Genomic DNA, 14639 nt, shown 5'->3' on the forward strand with positions numbered 1-14639 from the left:
TGCGGCTCCGGGATTGCCTGCGGAAAGCGTGGGCGCCGGAAGGACGAGTTCGAACATCTTATTTGTCAACAAGCTGAAGCAATCCGACAGTCATGTCGGATTGCTTGTTTTCGTTAAAAACGATCTTCTTGTTCCGCCTCATATTCTGATGGCGGCTTTTTCATGATGATGGCCAGAACGATATAAATCAGAAGCCCTGGACCACCTAATAGTGCCATTGCCACAAACAGAACACGCATGATTGTGACGTCCACTCCTAAATAGTTCCCGAGCCCCGAACAGACTCCGGCAATCATTTTATTATTCTGATCTTTATACAATTTTCGTTCCATGTCATCTTCTCCTCAACTCGTTATGATCGTTGTGGTCGGCGTAACGTCGTTCTACCTCCGTTCGCCACTTCTCCACGGCCTTCAAAATCAAGCGCTTCATTAATCGGCGTACTACCCGACTTGATTTCGATTCGGCGACCGTATAGTCCACGGTTGTCAAGAGATGCAGAGATGACAGTCGCGACATCTGTCTCGGAAATCGTCGCACCGTCCGCATCGTTCAAGTCTTCAGATGCTTCGATGGAACCTTTACTCGGTTCATCGACAATGGTCACTGGGCAAATGATCGTATAGTTCAAACCGCTATGTTCGATGTATTCGTCGGCAGCATTGTTGGCTGACAGAAAGTTAAAGAGTTCCTTTGGTGCGGCATTCGGTTGGTCCGCGCCATATGCACTGAGCAAGACGACGTGACGTACTCGTTCTTTTTTAGCAGCATCAATCGCGTTCATCGCGACGTTTCGGTCGAGCAGTTCAATTTCGGTACTCGATCCGTCTGCGCCAGCAGTCGCCGCAATGATGACTGCATCTTGTCCACTTGTCGCCTCATGAACTTTTTTCTCAAGTTCTTTCTCGACATCAACCGTCAATACGCGCGCACCCATTTTCTCGTACTCTGCTTGTAGTTCAGGATAACGAATTAAAGCGGTCACTTGATGGGTCTTCGCTAGACTTTTCAATACACGTTTCCCGATCTTTCCTGTTGCTCCAATGACTAATACTTTCATTCAAATTTCCCTCCTCAAAAGAGTAGTTCATTTGTTTAAAATTCCTCTTTCAAGTCAGAATCAAACCCTTTTCTTAAAATTATCTGACCGTTCCCCACATCGATAAATCGAGGGCATCCCGAATGGATTGCACACTCTCTTCTAACGGTTCATAGTAATAGACGTTGTTGATATAGGCATCTTGTCCTTCAACTTGCATCTTATTCACGTCTGGGTTCGAGATCATCGTCAGACCGACAGATGCCATTTGTAAGACATTCATCTCAAGACCCATTTCCTCTTTCATGAAACGATACGTTGCCGGAATCTTCGTCCAGCCCGAAGGACTAGCCAATTTTTCTGCGACGGCTGTCATAACTTCGGTTTGACGATTCGAACGGGCACCGTCCGTATCCGACTTACGGTGTCTCGCATAGGCAAGTGCCATGTCTCCATCCATTGCGTAAGAGACACCTTCTGTATACTCATACGTCTGGTTAAACCCTTTCTCACTAAACGAGTGTGTTGCCGTCACATTGACACCACCAATCAAATCAATCAATTCCATGAACGACTCAAATGTGATCACGACTTGTCCATCAACCGACGCATCGGTCAGTCCTTCAACAGCACCTACCGTACACGTTGCACCACCATAAGCAAAAGCATGGGTGATTTTATCGCCATCCCGGTCTGGCTCACATGGAATGGCCGTATACGTATCGCGTGGAATCGACACGTTTTGAACAGTACGTGAACGAGGGACAAATTCCATCAATTGTAGAGAATCTGTGCGGGACCCCGAGAGGGATTCCCCCACCCGTGCGTCACTTCCCATAATGAGGAACGTGAACGGGGAAGTCGCCACATACCCTCCGACAAGCAACATGAGAATGAGAAAAACGGCCACTTTCCCTTTCCATTTACGCTTTCGTTTATTTGTTGGTTTTGCTGTTTGATCGACTTCACGTTTTGATGGTTTTGACGGATTGGACGGTCTCGATTGCTGCGCCGCATGATTTGACTTCGGGCGAGACGTTTTGCGCTTTGGTTTTGAGAATGACAGCATTCGAGGCATCCGTTTTCGTCGGTTTTTCGATGTTCCCTGATTTGGTTTCGACGACTCTGACGATTTTTCGTTTAAGAAAGGATGCTCCGATTGAGGAGATGTTCCTTCGTGTTGTCGATTTCGTTCGGAAACTTCATTTATATTTGGTCGCTCGTTCGATGATTGCTCATCATTCAAACGAGACGCTTCACGTTCTTGTTGTTCGAGTTCGCGCTTTCTACGTTCTACACGCGATAAACGTTGATCATCTTTCATATTTTCAATCCTCAACTTTATCAATTTTTCTCTATTATCCCGAACCCGCATTGATCTGACAACGTTTCTAAGGAAAATCCGTCTTAAGCATGAGACCATATGATTGTTTCAGATGAAATCCGGGAAAGGAATATTAATTGGTGTCTGCCCAAATCAGAGATGCATACAACAAGTATGAATGAAAGGAGGAGAGCTGATGCGCATCGGAAAATTACGCATGCTGTTGGAGCAATATGGTGAGGCGACGTTACGTGATTTATTGGTCGAGATGTATCGTCATACTCCAAAAGATGTGATTGATGATCAAGACTTTGATTTTATGATCAGCCAGTTCACACGCTATAAAGAAAAAAAACATTCGGAAGAGCGTCATTCGCTCTCACAAACGATTACGTTAGCTGAACGTTTTGTCGATTCAGCATATGAACATTTATATATTCGTCCCAATCAAGTCATGTCCGACCGTGATCAAAAAAATTGGTATATCCACGCCAAAAAAATCATCCGTGATTTAGCCCACTATGCCGAAGAATATACTGAGGCACGCACGATGTATGAAGAGATGTTTTATCTTCTATCAACGTCAGCCGGAGAAGAACCTCTCTTTTCAACGAGCGACCCGTTTCGCCTATTGAAAATCTCACAAGTCACGATGCTCCAAAAACTCATCCACTACTACCAACTAGACGCACCCATTGATACCGTCTGGATTGACCGCGCTTTATATACTGCCCTCCACGTGCCAAAAGACGTGGATTCCACACGAATCGACTTACTATCAACCTTGCCGATTGAACACAGCCAAGCCAACACGAGAAAGATTCTTCACGCACGCATTCTCAAACTGTGTGAGCGGATGTTGGAAAAATCCCAGACAGAAGATACCGCACTTGAAAACTATCAAGCTCTTAAAATGTTAGAGCTCCGCCTCCTCGTCGCCGAAGGTAACTTACAAGAAGCCGAACAGAAGCTATTTTCAGAGTATATCCCTTTCTTTTCACATCGTTCCGAACCGTTCCGTGTCTACGTCGATTTCTTAGAGAGCCATGGCCATACGGATGAAACAAAACGATTAAAACGATTAGCAAAAGAAAAACGTATTCGATTTTAGATAGACAAAAAAGGGAGTCAATCGATGACATCGGTTGACTCCAATACATGATATGAACGAGGGGTGTTCATTTGAAAAGGAGGACAGAAAGTTGGTGCAGAACTTCCTTCCTACACATATAAGTATAAAGCAACGTTTGTAACCGTTACCAAACGACTTATTGCGTTTTTGTGAACGTTTTCACGTTATTCGATCGTGTTCATGATTCCTAAACCAACGACAGATAATAACACGATTAATACGAAGACATACACCATCTCATTGGGTGATTGAAATCCTTCGTGAATCTCTACCTCTTCTTCGACAATGATGTTCTCGTGAATCACTACCGGTTCTGTTTCGGCCATAACCGTCGTGGGCGCACCAATCATGAACAACATAGATACGAGAATCAGTTGATAAATATATTTCATCATAAACTCCTAATTGATTGGTTTCATTGTGATTAAGTATATCATGTCTTCGACGCACGTCACGTCTGACATTTGACGAAACTCACAGATCTATCAGCGTAACTAATCAGTTTTTCTGAATCGGATGCTTACAATCTATTTAATTTCATGTTTTTATGAAAGTTGTTGATTATTTTCATCAATCAGGTTTCATGAGAATGCCATACAATTTTAAGTAAGATAGCGCTTACAATTTAATTGTACTTATTAACTCATTCAGAAAGAAGGATTCTCCTTGAAACGAGCGCTACGCTTTGTAGAATGTAGGCAATTAGCTATGCAGGAACGCATCTCCATTCAGTCGTTATACCCCTTATCAAAGACACCCCCGCTCCTTTCCTTACCTCCTCATCAGCACGTGTACATCGCTTTAAACAAAAATAATCCATTAGCTGCTTTTGTTGCGAATGACGAGCATTTAGAAGCGTTTCAAATCATTCAACTCTCAAAGGTCTCATATATTGATCGTCATGTGTTTCGCGGGTTGCTTGACCGAATCATGTATGAACGAAGTCGAGAAACCACACACCCGATTACGTACTATCTTCAGGAAGAGGACTATCATAATCAAGATAAGCTTCGAATATATGAGACAACTGGGTTTCAAGTATTCCATCACACGAATACGTATCACTTGCCATTCATTCCTTGTGAGAAAGCATCGCATACGTACTGGACCCTCGAATTGATAGACTATTCACGAAGAGCGGATTGGCTCACTTTTCGTAATGCGCATTGTCATGTCTTGCCGGGCGCCATCCCGATGACGCATGAACAATTCGCACATGCAACTCGGCAACAAACACTGTTCTACACATTAAACTGGTGTCACCAACCAATCGGAATCATGAAAGTACGACTACATATGTATCACGTGTGCGTCCAAGAAATTCAATTAGATTGTGACGAGTCTATGTTGCAGGATGCCCTTTCCTTTCTTCAACAAAAATTTTACGATGCATTCAGATATATCGACGAGGCTCGTATTTCTACGACTAACCTGCAATCTGACTTGAATTTTGCACTTCGAAAGCAAGGTGCTCAAGTGTCGTCAGGCGGGATATATATGCTTACACAACAAGTGCTACCGGCTCCACTCTATTGATCAATAAAAAAGACGTCGATTGTATCAACTCGTTCTCACACGAAAAAGTTGTTCATTCGACGTCTTTTATTCTGCAGCAGTTGTCGACTCCATCGCCAAAGGCGGCATTTCCTTAAACAGTTCTGTCCGGAGTCCCGTGTCTCTCAAATCGAGCGATTCAATCCGATCAAATTTGATTTGGCGATCTACGACACTGAACCAATACGTGATGTTCGGTTCATCCTTGAAACGAATCGCATAATTCGATCCATTCAAATGAAAATCGACCTCGGTAGACAGCAACTCTGTCGGACCAATCTGTTTATGGGTGGTTAACCGTTCGAGCACAACTTGCTCTTCATTGATGCGATAATCGACAAACGTCGCAAGCGAGAGTCCAAACACAAATGATACTAGGGCGAACATGCCCACCAATCCCATTGTGATTTTTCCGTTCATTTCGCTGTCCCTCCCTCTCTTATTATATCGGATATGGTCGAAACGTTGTGAAGTGACATTTTGTTCAACTTTAGGCAAACTGAAGATTGAGGAGGAATGTTTATGCAAATCGATCATACCGGAATCGCCGTCCGTGATTTAGACGAAGCGATCACATTTTATACAACTGTGCTTGGTGGAGAACTGATTGACCGTTATACGAATACAGCCATTGGGGTGGAAACCGAGCTAGCTGTCATTCACATCGGTGAAGATGTCATCGAATTGTTGCGACCAACAAGTAATACGAGTCCGATTGCGCGTTTCATGAAAGCACGAGGAAAAGGCGTCCATCATATCGCATATCGTGTAGAAGATTTAGACATCGCCATCGCTACACACAAACAAAATGGCATCACTTTTTTAGAAGATACACTACGTACGACCGCAAAAGGTCGACGTTTGATCTATATGGACCCACGTCATTCAGGTGGTGTCATCACCGAGCTTTGTGATTATCCTACGCAAAAGCAGTAAGAGACGTCTCTCTTACTGCTTCAATAAAGTATCTTCTATGATTTGACGGTTCTTTTCTTTTAGACGTTCGTTATGAGAAGAGACCATTGCCGTAGCGGTCGCATTCGGGTCAATATACGTTTTGGCCCGATTCACCGCATTCGCCGCATCTTGGAATGCCCCTGCAATCAAATGGACCTTTCCTTCATGCGTCAGAATGTCACCTGCAGCATATAATCCCGGAACGGACGATTCACTCCCCGCGTTCCCTTTCACATAAAATCCATTGACCATTTCTACGTTTAATTCACTGTTTCGAAGAAGTTCTGCATCTTGTTCGTACCCATGATTGATGACGACCTCATCGACATCGACCACACTCGTTTCTCCCGTGTCAATCTGTGTTAACAGCACTTGCTGAATCGATTGCCCATCATGAGAAATCAAGTCCGTGACTTTTGACTGGGGGCAACAATCGACTCGGCTTTCTTTAATCTTCTCGACTTGCGCTTCATGACCTCCGAGCTCTTCTTTTCGGTAAACCAAAATGACTTGCTCCGCAATCGGCTCGAGCGCATTGGCCCAATCAACGGCACTATTTCCGCCACCTGAAATCAAGACCCGCTTCCCTTTGAATCGTTCTAGTGACTTGACCGTATAATGAAGGTTTGACAATTCAAATCGCTCTGCACCGCTGATTTCGACCTTGTGTGGTTTCAAAATACCGCTCCCGGTTGCGACGATCACCGTTTTGGATACGTGATGACCATTCGACGTGTCGATCCCGAATAATCCATCCTGGCGTTTTGAAATCGACTCCACTTTCTCCCCTAGGATGACTGTCGGCGAAAAGGTGAGGCCTTGTTGGACGAGTTGATCGATCAGATTTGCTCCCGTCGTCGGAAGGAGCCCCCCTACATCCCACACCATTTTTTCTGGATAAACGTGCAGCTTTCCACCTAGTTGAGGTTGAAATTCGATTATTTTTGTTTTCATGCCTCGTAATCCACTATAAAAAGCAGCATATAACCCTGCCGGACCCCCACCGATAATCGTCACGTCGAATTGTTCTTCGCCCATCGTCGTATCCTTCCCTTCTATGTAGATGATCTATTCACCTTAAAATGATAATCATTCTCATTAGATGATAACCCGTTTCTTTGTCTTTTACAAACTTTTTCCCAACACTATTCGCCTTTGGTTTTTCTTCATCGAAGGTCGGGTAAGGAAAGATGAATCAAAAGGAAGGATGTGCGCTATGGAGTGGATGGATCTTGCATTGATCATCGTGTCCTGTTTTTGGCTTGTGGAGACATGGAAATTTCGTAATCGAAAAGAGGCAACGGACGGTTCCGTCGAGCGAAAAAGCTTTTATTTCGTAGCGTCGACGATGATTGTCATGTTCTCTTTGTCTATCATCTATTCAATCTTTGTTGAGGCGCGTCCATCAATGGCTCAACGCATACTTGCTCTTTCGTTTTACATAGCGGGTGTATCATTACGGTATTGGGGAATTTTCCACCTTCGTCATCAATTCACCCGACACGTTGTCGTTCGTCCTCAAGACGAGCTCGTCAGCTCTGGCCCCTATCGTTTCTTACGGCATCCCTTATACACAGGTTTACTATTCATTACGTTAGGGTTCTCATTGTATTTTCTTCATTGGGCAGTCGCTTTGATCGGTACCGCTCTTACGGCTCTTGCGTTACTATATCGGATTCGGATTGAGGAAGGGATGCTGACCCGTCACTTCGGTCAATCGTATGTATCATGGTCAAAGTCACGCAAACGATTATTTCCGTTTATCTATTAAAAAGGAGTTCGGCGATCCCGGACTCCTTTCTGTTTTATACGGAGTAACGACTGAGCAATCGGACGACAACAATCCCTGCGATGAACGCAATGACACTGAGTCCCCACATGAGCCCCGTAGCCGGCACTCCTGGAAATACGACGGCGAGCGAACCCACTACCAATCCGATGATGACTGAAAACGTCATTCCTGGGAAATTCGCCAACAAATAGCGAATCACTTTACTACTAACAATAAAGCCGACCGCAACGCCTGCCCCAACAATTCCGATAATGAGCAAATTGAAGTTCGAGATGGCGCTGATGACTGTCGGGTAGACCCCAATCAGCAACAACACGAATGACCCGCTGATTCCAGGAAGTAACATTGCCATACTTCCTAACCACCCAGACAAGAACAAGAGGAGCGCTGTCCCAAAGGTAACGTCCGTAATGATAGACGAATCAACCGGATTGAGAAACGCCATGCTCGCTACGAGTACCGTTGCTACAATCATGGCAATCACATGAATGGGACGAATCGATGCACGTGACTTAAACTCTACAAAAAGTAACGGAATGATCCCTAAAATCAATCCGATAAAGAAGAATTGTGTCGGCGCATAATATTCGAGCAACAAATACTCGATAATTCGACTTAAGGCGATGATGGCTGTTCCCATCCCAATCGCTAGCGGGATTAAGAAACCAATATACTTTTTCCAATATCGGCTGAATACACCGCTGATTGCTTCAATCAATTGATCATAGATGCCCAAAATAACTGCGATGGTACCTCCACTTACACCAGGAATCAAATCACTCGTTCCCATGGCCATTCCCCGCCAAATATTCTTCCACTCCATAATGTATCTCCTTTACATATATCTTTCCTCAAGCACTTAGTATAGTCGAGAACGAGCGTTTGCGCATCCGCTTTTAGACCGAGAAAGGAGTCGAGCGTGTCTCTTTTTTCATATAGTCAAAACGAGATCCCGAAATCATAATTTCCTTTTCTTTGTGGAATCCGAGTCGCGTATACAAACGATGAGCCGCTTGATTGTCTTGATCCACGTTCAAGGTGACGGCCGGGACACCACGTTCTGCCGCGACAGTACAGATCTGTTCAATCAACTTCGTTCCGATACCACGACCACCATACGCCTCTAGTACAGCGAGTGAATCGATGTATTGAACGAACCCCTCCGTCTCAACATCTAATTCCACTTTGCTCCCATGCGCTTTTAACCATTCCCGAATCGGGCGATCTAATGCTTCCGCCTCGTCCCCTCGATACGAAATGATCATTCCCGCCACTTCCCCTTCTACATCGGCGACCCATATATTTTCGTGGCTTAAACGATTCTTCGGTTTTTCCACCCACATCGCCAATCGCTCTAATACTTCATCGGTATTCGTTGACCCCGTCAACGTATACGCGATGTCATGAATCGCCTGATACATGAGCGGTGCGATTTGTGTACAATCTTGCTTCGTTGCTTGTCGAATGTTCATCATTGATCCCTCCATCACCTAGTCTAGCATAGGCAAACACCTCGATTGTTTGTCCACGCCCGTTTTGTGGCATGATATAGAGAGAAAGGGGCGAAATAAAATGAAAGCAATCATTACTGGAATGAACGGCACGGTAGCACCGGTTGTTGCCGAAGCATTACAGCGTCATGGCATTGAGGGGATTGCATGGAATCGTGAGCAAGTGTCCACGACAGACGAGCAGGAGATGCGACAATTCATTGAAAGCATCCGCCCGGACTATTTTTTACATATCGGTATGGGACCGGTTGAATGGGCCGAGACGCTCGCTCGTTTATGTGGGGAGATGAAGATTCCGTTCTTGTTCACGAGTACAGTGTCGATTTTTTCAGATGATGTGACTGGACCGATTTCACCGGACACGGCGCCAGATGCTGAAGATGACTACGGAAAGTATAAACGTGACTGCGAACGAGCCATCGTTCGTGTCAACCCGGGTGCTCAGATTGTTCGTCTTGGATGGCAGATTGGGGATGAAGCCGGATCGAACAATATGATGGACTATTTTACGAACGAGATGAAACAACGAGGGGTCATACAAGCGAGTGAGCATTGGTATCCATCTTGCTCATTTTTACCGGATACAGCGGAAGCTTTATTCGAAATCTTGACGAAACGCGGACCCGGCATCTATCAGCTAAACGGGAATGCGAACTATTCGCTTTATGACATTGCCGTCGGACTAAAAGAGCTTCATGACGCCGATTGGCAGATTGAATGCACGGATGAACCGAAACGGGATAATCGAATGATTGACCCTTCCGTCCCAATTCGTCCGATTTCAAAGCGTCTCAATTTACAAACGAAATAAACCGCACTCCATACTAAACGCCTACTCCATCAAGAGTAGGCGTTTACTTATTCGATTCATTTTACATCAGTCAAACGCAGTTTACTTTTCGGTAGACTCGGCATATCAACGAAGCTATAACTCAAATCTTGAGGAGGAACGGTATACGAGAACTCCTCCGTAAACAATTCAATGACTTGTTCTAGAATCGCAATCGTCACATGCTCCCCTGCACAACGATGTCCAAAATCTACATCTCCTCCTCCTTGCGGGATAAAATTGAACGGACTCTCCTTCCAGTCCATAAAGCGAGCAGGATTAAATTGATCGGGTTCAGCCCAAATCGCAGAGTCGTGATTCGTTCCATAAAGATCAAGGAGCGTCAGTGTTCCTTCGGTAAACGTATATCCGTCCCATTCAAAATTTGTTTTGACTCGAGCTGCCGCAACAGGAAAGAACGGATAGAAACGTCTCACTTCTTGGACAAAGGCCGTTTTCGAAAACTGTCCTTGCTTTACTTGTTCTCTTTCTTTAGGGAATTGATGAAGCGCTAGAACCGTAAAAAGAACGTAGACCGAGATGGCAACAGTCGGTCGCAAAATGTTTAACACTTCGACAGCCACTACTTCTTCAGGCAACAACTCACCAGATTCATCTCGATGCCACGCGAACTCATAAAGTGCCGTCTGTTTATTCGGTAATAATCGATTTGACCGTACTTCTTTGACCATCTGTCGAATCCACGCCTCGGCCGAACTTCTTGCCTTCCGCCCTTGCAAATAAGTTGGACCTAACGAAGTACCCGATTCAAATAACAATCTCATTTCATCGGTCCGCTTCGCTACTTCATCTCGCGCAAGTGGAACTCCCGCCCACTCACAGACGGCTTTCATCAATACCTGTTGTGCCTCGTCATATAAAACGATTTCTTCTCCAGCATGTCGGATTTTTTTCCATTCACGGTCCGTCAATCGAAGCAGACGATCGATGTTTTCCTTCGTCATCAATGACATGAACATACGTTTTCGGTGCGTATGTGCCGTTCCATTCAATGTTTGCACCCCATCTTCCCCGAATAGGGTTTTGAGAAGACGTTTCGGCGCGGCATCCTGACGTGTAAATTTGTCCGCATCATAGAACAAGGCAGCAGCGTCCTCTCCTCCGAGACAAATCACGCGTTCTCCGAGCAAACGCGTTTCAAAAATATTCGACTGAAAACTTTTACGTCGATTCGCCACAAACAAATATCCTTCCCGTAGAAAATCGACACTATGGTCGAGCCCTTCTTGCTTTGGAATGACTTTCCCCATCCTACTCACCCTTTCTCTTTTTTCGAACTATAAAGGATGTTCCCCCGTTGTTAGCGAACAAACCTAATATCGAAAGGAGCGAGTGACATGCTACCGTTCTTACTGACATTACGCCGGATTGTCCGCGGAATTTGGCGCGGTCTCCGCGACCCCGAGTTTCAAGTGTTATTTAGCCTTGCCTTTCTTACCGTTCTGTCCGGTACGCTTTTTTACACACGGTTCGAGGCGATGCGTTGGTTGGACGCACTTTACTTCAGCGTCATCACATTGACGACCATCGGATATGGTGACTTCGCCCCACAGACAGATATCGGCAAAATTTTTACAATCGGATATGTGTTAACGGGGGTCGGCATTATGGTCGGTTTCATCACAAAAGTATTTGACCACTTACAAAAAGCACGACTCGATGAATTAGAAGCGAAACAAAAGACGCCACCCTCTGATTCATGAGGATGGCGTCGATGCGTTTAGGATACTTTTCGATTCTCAATTTCAAGCTGTTGATTGAATCGTTTCGTTTCGGCAATGACAACGCCCGACAAGAACAAGAGACCAATCAAGTTCGGAATGGCCATCAAACCGTTGAAGACATCGGATAGCGCCCATACCAAATTCAAGTTTGTCGTCATGGCACCGAGTCCAGCGACGAGCACGAAGGCAATCCGATACGGAAGAATCGACTTTTGCCCAAACAAGTAATGGATGGACCGTTCGCCGTAATACGACCAACCGAGAACGGTCGAGTAAGCGAATAGGACGAGACCGATCGTGACAATGTAGCCACCTGCCGGACCGAGGAACAGTTCGAATGTGGCTGAAGTCAATTCGACTCCTTCTAGTCCTGTCCCGATTTGACCACCCATGACGAGTGTCAACCCTGTCACCGAACAGACGACAAGCGTGTCCAAGAAGACTTGTGTCATCGAGACGAGCGCTTGACGACCCGGCATATCTGTTTTCGCTGCCGCTGCAGCAATCGGAGCGGAACCGAGACCTGCCTCGTTCGAGAAGACACCACGCGCGACACCATATCGAATGGCCGCTCCGATGGCTCCCCCACCGATTGCTTCCGCACTGAACGTACTGCTAAAGATGAGTGCGAACGCATCTGGAATAAGCGAGTAGTTCATAATCATGATCAAGAGACCGCTACCTAAGTAGAAGGCAATCATGACCGGGACGAAGTAGCTGACCACTTTCCCGATCGAACGTACGCCTCCAAGGATGACCGCGCCTGTAAAAATCATGATGAGAATTCCTGATATGTAGAGTGGTACATCGAATGTCGTTTTGAGCGCGAGCGCGACAGAGTTCGTCTGGACCCCATTTCCAATCCCGAACGCCGCAATCGAGGCAAATGCCGCAAACGCTACGGCTAACCAACGTTGATTCAATCCTCGTTCCAGATAATACATCGGTCCACCAGCCATCTGACCGCGTTCATCGGTGACCCGATACTTAACAGCTAGAACGGCCTCCGCATATTTCGTTGCCATCCCAAAGAATCCGGACACCCACATCCATACGATGGCTCCTGGTCCTCCTAATACAACTGCTGTCGACACCCCGACGATATTCCCCGTACCGACGGTCGCCGCAAGCGCGGTCATGAGCGCCTGGAAGTGACTGATATCCCCTTTTGAGGATTGATCCTGATTTTTTGAAAACGCCAACTTCAATGCATACGGTAATTTGGTAATTTGAATACCACCTAGACGCACCGTCAAGTAAATGCCTGTCCCCACAAGCAAAATTAAAAGCGGTGGTCCCCATACAAAATTGGATGCCGTACTCACCCATTCACTAAATGATTGCCCCATACAAAGTATCCCCTTTCCCCGAAAAATAGTGTACATCCCTATTTTTTCAGAATACTTAGAACAATGCGAAAGTATTGTGCTAAAACAACTGTTCGAAACGTACTTCTGTATACAAACAGCGAGACGAACTTAATCGTCTCGCTGTGATTCAGGCTTCTCTCGTTGTAAAGGCGCTTTCCAATCAAATGTATCCGGGACGTAATCGAGCCCGCCCGGATGAAACGGTTGACAACGGATGAGCCGGCGAGCGGTTAAATAACTGCCTTTGACGGCTCCATGTTTCTCAATCGCTTCGATTCCGTAGTGTGAACAACTCGGATAAAACCGGCATGTCGGCGGCTTTAATGGTGAGATAAAACGTTGATAACCTTGAATCCCTTTTACTAGTACACGTTTCACGCGATTTCGCCTCACTCTGTTGAATTAGTGCCATCATAGCGCGATTTGAAACGTTTGTCATGTGCACCGCTCCATATGTCAAATCGTTTTCCATCTCTTAACAAATGAGCAAGATGGGCGATATTCGACAGCAGGTTTGTTATGATAGTCAACATAACTATTGACCGAATCGAATAGAAGAGGTGACGAATGATGAAACAATTACTAATGGTCGGTGCAGGATCAATGAGTGAAGCGCTCGTTCGAGGGTGGATCGACTCAGGAATCGAACCGACACAAATTACCATGACGAACCGAAGTGATCGGGAACGCTTGAACTTCCTACAAGATGAACTCGGCGTACACATCGTCGAAGAAGAAAATGTGAACGACTATGACATCGTCGTACTAGCGATGCAACCGGACGGCGTCATTCCGTATGTGGAATCAAAAGAGTGGAAGACCCCACTACTTGTATCGGTTGCGGCACATATCGAACCGAGCCAATTAGAAGAAGCTTCAGGACTTCCTGCCGTATGCGCCATGCCGAACACGCCTGTCGCATATCGGAGCGGGATGACAGGCTTATGGTTCGGTCCTGAAACAGATGAGACCGATCGCGCGAAAGCAACTGCCCTCTTTGAACGTGTCGGTCGAACGGCCATCACGGATGCGAAGACGATGTCTGCATTTATGGCAGCCGCAGGTTGTAGCCCAGCTTTCTTCTATGAAATCGTCGGGGCGATGACTCCGGTCTTGACCGATGTCGGATACGACGAAGCGACGGCTCGTCAAATTGTGGCTCAGGCGATGAAAGGCTCTGCAGAGTTACTGTCACATGAAACACGTGAGACGAATGAACTCATTGCTGACGTCGCTGCTCCAGGCGGACCGACCGACCGTGGTGTCGGCGTATTACGCGACCGCAACCTTGCCGATGTGATGTCTTCAGCCTTACGCGAAAGTGCCAAAGAAGATCATGAAACAATTGAGAAACCATAAAAATGGACGGAAGCCACGCTTCCGCCC

General features: G+C 45.9%; 18 protein-coding genes. 7 read left to right on the forward strand and 11 right to left on the reverse strand.

Features of this window, described 5'->3' with window-relative positions; all coding sequences use genetic code 11:
- Positions 1–113: 113 nt before the first annotated feature.
- From PQI28_RS12705 to PQI28_RS12715, 3 genes are all read right to left on the reverse strand, one after another.
- On the reverse strand, positions 114–332 hold the full coding sequence (locus tag PQI28_RS12705; protein WP_074033027.1) for a PspC domain-containing protein: 219 nt from the start codon (positions 330–332) through the stop codon (positions 114–116).
- A 20-nt stretch (positions 333–352) separates the two neighbouring features.
- Positions 353–1060, reverse strand: coding sequence for an NAD(P)-binding oxidoreductase (locus PQI28_RS12710; RefSeq protein ID WP_074033026.1), 708 nt, complete (start codon positions 1058–1060; stop codon positions 353–355).
- Between the two features lie 79 nt (positions 1061–1139).
- Positions 1140–2363 (reverse strand): LCP family protein, encoded by a 1224-nt coding sequence (locus tag PQI28_RS12715; RefSeq protein WP_339963517.1) that lies wholly within the window; start codon positions 2361–2363, stop codon positions 1140–1142.
- 196 nt (positions 2364–2559) lie between these two features.
- On the opposite strand from PQI28_RS12715, the gene PQI28_RS12720 reads away from it, so the two are divergent.
- Complete coding sequence (locus PQI28_RS12720; protein ID WP_074033024.1) at positions 2560–3474, forward strand: hypothetical protein; 915 nt, start codon at positions 2560–2562, stop codon at positions 3472–3474.
- 185 nt (positions 3475–3659) lie between these two features.
- Here the strand turns inward: PQI28_RS12720 and PQI28_RS12725 are convergent, their stop codons facing one another.
- Positions 3660–3887: a hypothetical protein gene (locus PQI28_RS12725; RefSeq protein WP_214785729.1), complete on the reverse strand. Its 228-nt coding sequence runs from the start codon at positions 3885–3887 to the stop codon at positions 3660–3662.
- A 274-nt stretch (positions 3888–4161) separates the two neighbouring features.
- Between PQI28_RS12725 and PQI28_RS12730 the strand changes: the two genes are divergently transcribed.
- Entirely contained in the window at positions 4162–5031 is an 870-nt protein-coding gene (locus PQI28_RS12730) for a hypothetical protein (RefSeq protein ID WP_214785730.1), read from the forward strand.
- 66 nt (positions 5032–5097) lie between these two features.
- Here PQI28_RS12730 and PQI28_RS12735 read toward each other — a convergent pair whose 3' ends face one another.
- Positions 5098–5469, reverse strand: coding sequence for a hypothetical protein (locus tag PQI28_RS12735; protein ID WP_074033021.1), 372 nt, complete (start codon positions 5467–5469; stop codon positions 5098–5100).
- Positions 5470–5571: 102 nt separating this feature from the next.
- On the opposite strand from PQI28_RS12735, the gene PQI28_RS12740 reads away from it, so the two are divergent.
- Positions 5572–5985 carry a VOC family protein gene (locus PQI28_RS12740; protein ID WP_371743058.1) on the forward strand — a complete coding sequence of 138 codons (414 nt, stop codon included), beginning with the start codon at positions 5572–5574 and terminating at the stop codon, positions 5983–5985.
- A 12-nt stretch (positions 5986–5997) separates the two neighbouring features.
- Here PQI28_RS12740 and PQI28_RS12745 read toward each other — a convergent pair whose 3' ends face one another.
- On the reverse strand, positions 5998–7044 hold the full coding sequence (locus PQI28_RS12745) for an NAD(P)/FAD-dependent oxidoreductase (RefSeq protein ID WP_339963518.1): 1047 nt from the start codon (positions 7042–7044) through the stop codon (positions 5998–6000).
- 178 nt (positions 7045–7222) lie between these two features.
- Between PQI28_RS12745 and PQI28_RS12750 the strand changes: the two genes are divergently transcribed.
- Complete coding sequence (locus PQI28_RS12750; RefSeq protein WP_214785732.1) at positions 7223–7777, forward strand: methyltransferase family protein; 555 nt, start codon at positions 7223–7225, stop codon at positions 7775–7777.
- 34 nt (positions 7778–7811) lie between these two features.
- On the opposite strand, the gene PQI28_RS12755 is transcribed toward PQI28_RS12750, so the two are convergent.
- A complete protein-coding gene (locus PQI28_RS12755; RefSeq protein ID WP_214696866.1) occupies positions 7812–8621 on the reverse strand; it encodes a DUF368 domain-containing protein in 810 nt (269 codons plus the stop codon).
- A 73-nt stretch (positions 8622–8694) separates the two neighbouring features.
- The gene (locus PQI28_RS12760; protein WP_224863336.1) at positions 8695–9270 is read right to left on the reverse strand and encodes a GNAT family N-acetyltransferase; all 576 of its coding nucleotides are present in this window, start codon (positions 9268–9270) and stop codon (positions 8695–8697) included.
- A 100-nt stretch (positions 9271–9370) separates the two neighbouring features.
- On the opposite strand from PQI28_RS12760, the gene PQI28_RS12765 reads away from it, so the two are divergent.
- Positions 9371–10120, forward strand: a complete 750-nt coding sequence (locus PQI28_RS12765) for a sugar nucleotide-binding protein (protein WP_214696862.1) — start codon at positions 9371–9373, stop codon at positions 10118–10120.
- Between the two features lie 56 nt (positions 10121–10176).
- On the opposite strand, the gene PQI28_RS12770 is transcribed toward PQI28_RS12765, so the two are convergent.
- Positions 10177–11409, reverse strand: coding sequence for a cytochrome P450 (locus PQI28_RS12770; RefSeq protein ID WP_339963519.1), 1233 nt, complete (start codon positions 11407–11409; stop codon positions 10177–10179).
- An 87-nt stretch (positions 11410–11496) separates the two neighbouring features.
- Between PQI28_RS12770 and PQI28_RS12775 the strand changes: the two genes are divergently transcribed.
- Complete coding sequence (locus tag PQI28_RS12775) at positions 11497–11862, forward strand: potassium channel family protein (RefSeq protein WP_015880779.1); 366 nt, start codon at positions 11497–11499, stop codon at positions 11860–11862.
- A gap of 17 nt (positions 11863–11879) precedes the next feature.
- Here PQI28_RS12775 and PQI28_RS12780 read toward each other — a convergent pair whose 3' ends face one another.
- The gene (locus PQI28_RS12780) at positions 11880–13232 is read right to left on the reverse strand and encodes an alanine/glycine:cation symporter family protein (RefSeq protein WP_214747338.1); all 1353 of its coding nucleotides are present in this window, start codon (positions 13230–13232) and stop codon (positions 11880–11882) included.
- 129 nt (positions 13233–13361) lie between these two features.
- Complete coding sequence (gene yidD / locus PQI28_RS12785) at positions 13362–13631, reverse strand: membrane protein insertion efficiency factor YidD (protein ID WP_015880777.1); 270 nt, start codon at positions 13629–13631, stop codon at positions 13362–13364.
- Between the two features lie 192 nt (positions 13632–13823).
- Here yidD and PQI28_RS12790 point away from each other — a divergent pair, with 192 nt between their 5' ends.
- The gene (locus PQI28_RS12790) at positions 13824–14612 is read left to right on the forward strand and encodes a pyrroline-5-carboxylate reductase family protein (protein WP_224863340.1); all 789 of its coding nucleotides are present in this window, start codon (positions 13824–13826) and stop codon (positions 14610–14612) included.
- Positions 14613–14639: the final 27 nt, after the last annotated feature.

It is taken from the genome of Exiguobacterium sp. USCH10 (assembly GCF_037619445.1).
Classification (GTDB): Bacteria; Bacillota; Bacilli; order Exiguobacteriales; family Exiguobacteriaceae; genus Exiguobacterium; species Exiguobacterium aestuarii_A.

What these genes read in the sequence shown, in the direction of transcription:
- PQI28_RS12705 (WP_074033027.1), bottom strand. Translation starts at nt 332, where the DNA reads ATGGAACGAAAATTGTATAAAGATCAGAATAATAAAATGATTGCCGGA.
- PQI28_RS12710 (WP_074033026.1), bottom strand. Translation starts at nt 1,060, where the DNA reads ATGAAAGTATTAGTCATTGGAGCAACAGGAAAGATCGGGAAACGTGTA.
- PQI28_RS12715 (WP_339963517.1), bottom strand. Translation starts at nt 2,363, where the DNA reads ATGAAAGATGATCAACGTTTATCGCGTGTAGAACGTAGAAAGCGCGAA.
- PQI28_RS12720 (WP_074033024.1), top strand. Translation starts at nt 2,560, where the DNA reads ATGCGCATCGGAAAATTACGCATGCTGTTGGAGCAATATGGTGAGGCG.
- PQI28_RS12725 (WP_214785729.1), bottom strand. Translation starts at nt 3,887, where the DNA reads ATGAAATATATTTATCAACTGATTCTCGTATCTATGTTGTTCATGATT.
- PQI28_RS12735 (WP_074033021.1), bottom strand. Translation starts at nt 5,469, where the DNA reads ATGAACGGAAAAATCACAATGGGATTGGTGGGCATGTTCGCCCTAGTA.
- PQI28_RS12740 (WP_371743058.1), top strand. Translation starts at nt 5,572, where the DNA reads ATGCAAATCGATCATACCGGAATCGCCGTCCGTGATTTAGACGAAGCG.
- PQI28_RS12745 (WP_339963518.1), bottom strand. Translation starts at nt 7,044, where the DNA reads ATGGGCGAAGAACAATTCGACGTGACGATTATCGGTGGGGGTCCGGCA.
- PQI28_RS12750 (WP_214785732.1), top strand. Translation starts at nt 7,223, where the DNA reads ATGGAGTGGATGGATCTTGCATTGATCATCGTGTCCTGTTTTTGGCTT.
- PQI28_RS12755 (WP_214696866.1), bottom strand. Translation starts at nt 8,621, where the DNA reads ATGGAGTGGAAGAATATTTGGCGGGGAATGGCCATGGGAACGAGTGAT.
- PQI28_RS12760 (WP_224863336.1), bottom strand. Translation starts at nt 9,270, where the DNA reads ATGAACATTCGACAAGCAACGAAGCAAGATTGTACACAAATCGCACCG.
- PQI28_RS12765 (WP_214696862.1), top strand. Translation starts at nt 9,371, where the DNA reads ATGAAAGCAATCATTACTGGAATGAACGGCACGGTAGCACCGGTTGTT.
- PQI28_RS12770 (WP_339963519.1), bottom strand. Translation starts at nt 11,409, where the DNA reads ATGGGGAAAGTCATTCCAAAGCAAGAAGGGCTCGACCATAGTGTCGAT.
- PQI28_RS12775 (WP_015880779.1), top strand. Translation starts at nt 11,497, where the DNA reads ATGCTACCGTTCTTACTGACATTACGCCGGATTGTCCGCGGAATTTGG.
- PQI28_RS12780 (WP_214747338.1), bottom strand. Translation starts at nt 13,232, where the DNA reads ATGGGGCAATCATTTAGTGAATGGGTGAGTACGGCATCCAATTTTGTA.
- PQI28_RS12790 (WP_224863340.1), top strand. Translation starts at nt 13,824, where the DNA reads ATGAAACAATTACTAATGGTCGGTGCAGGATCAATGAGTGAAGCGCTC.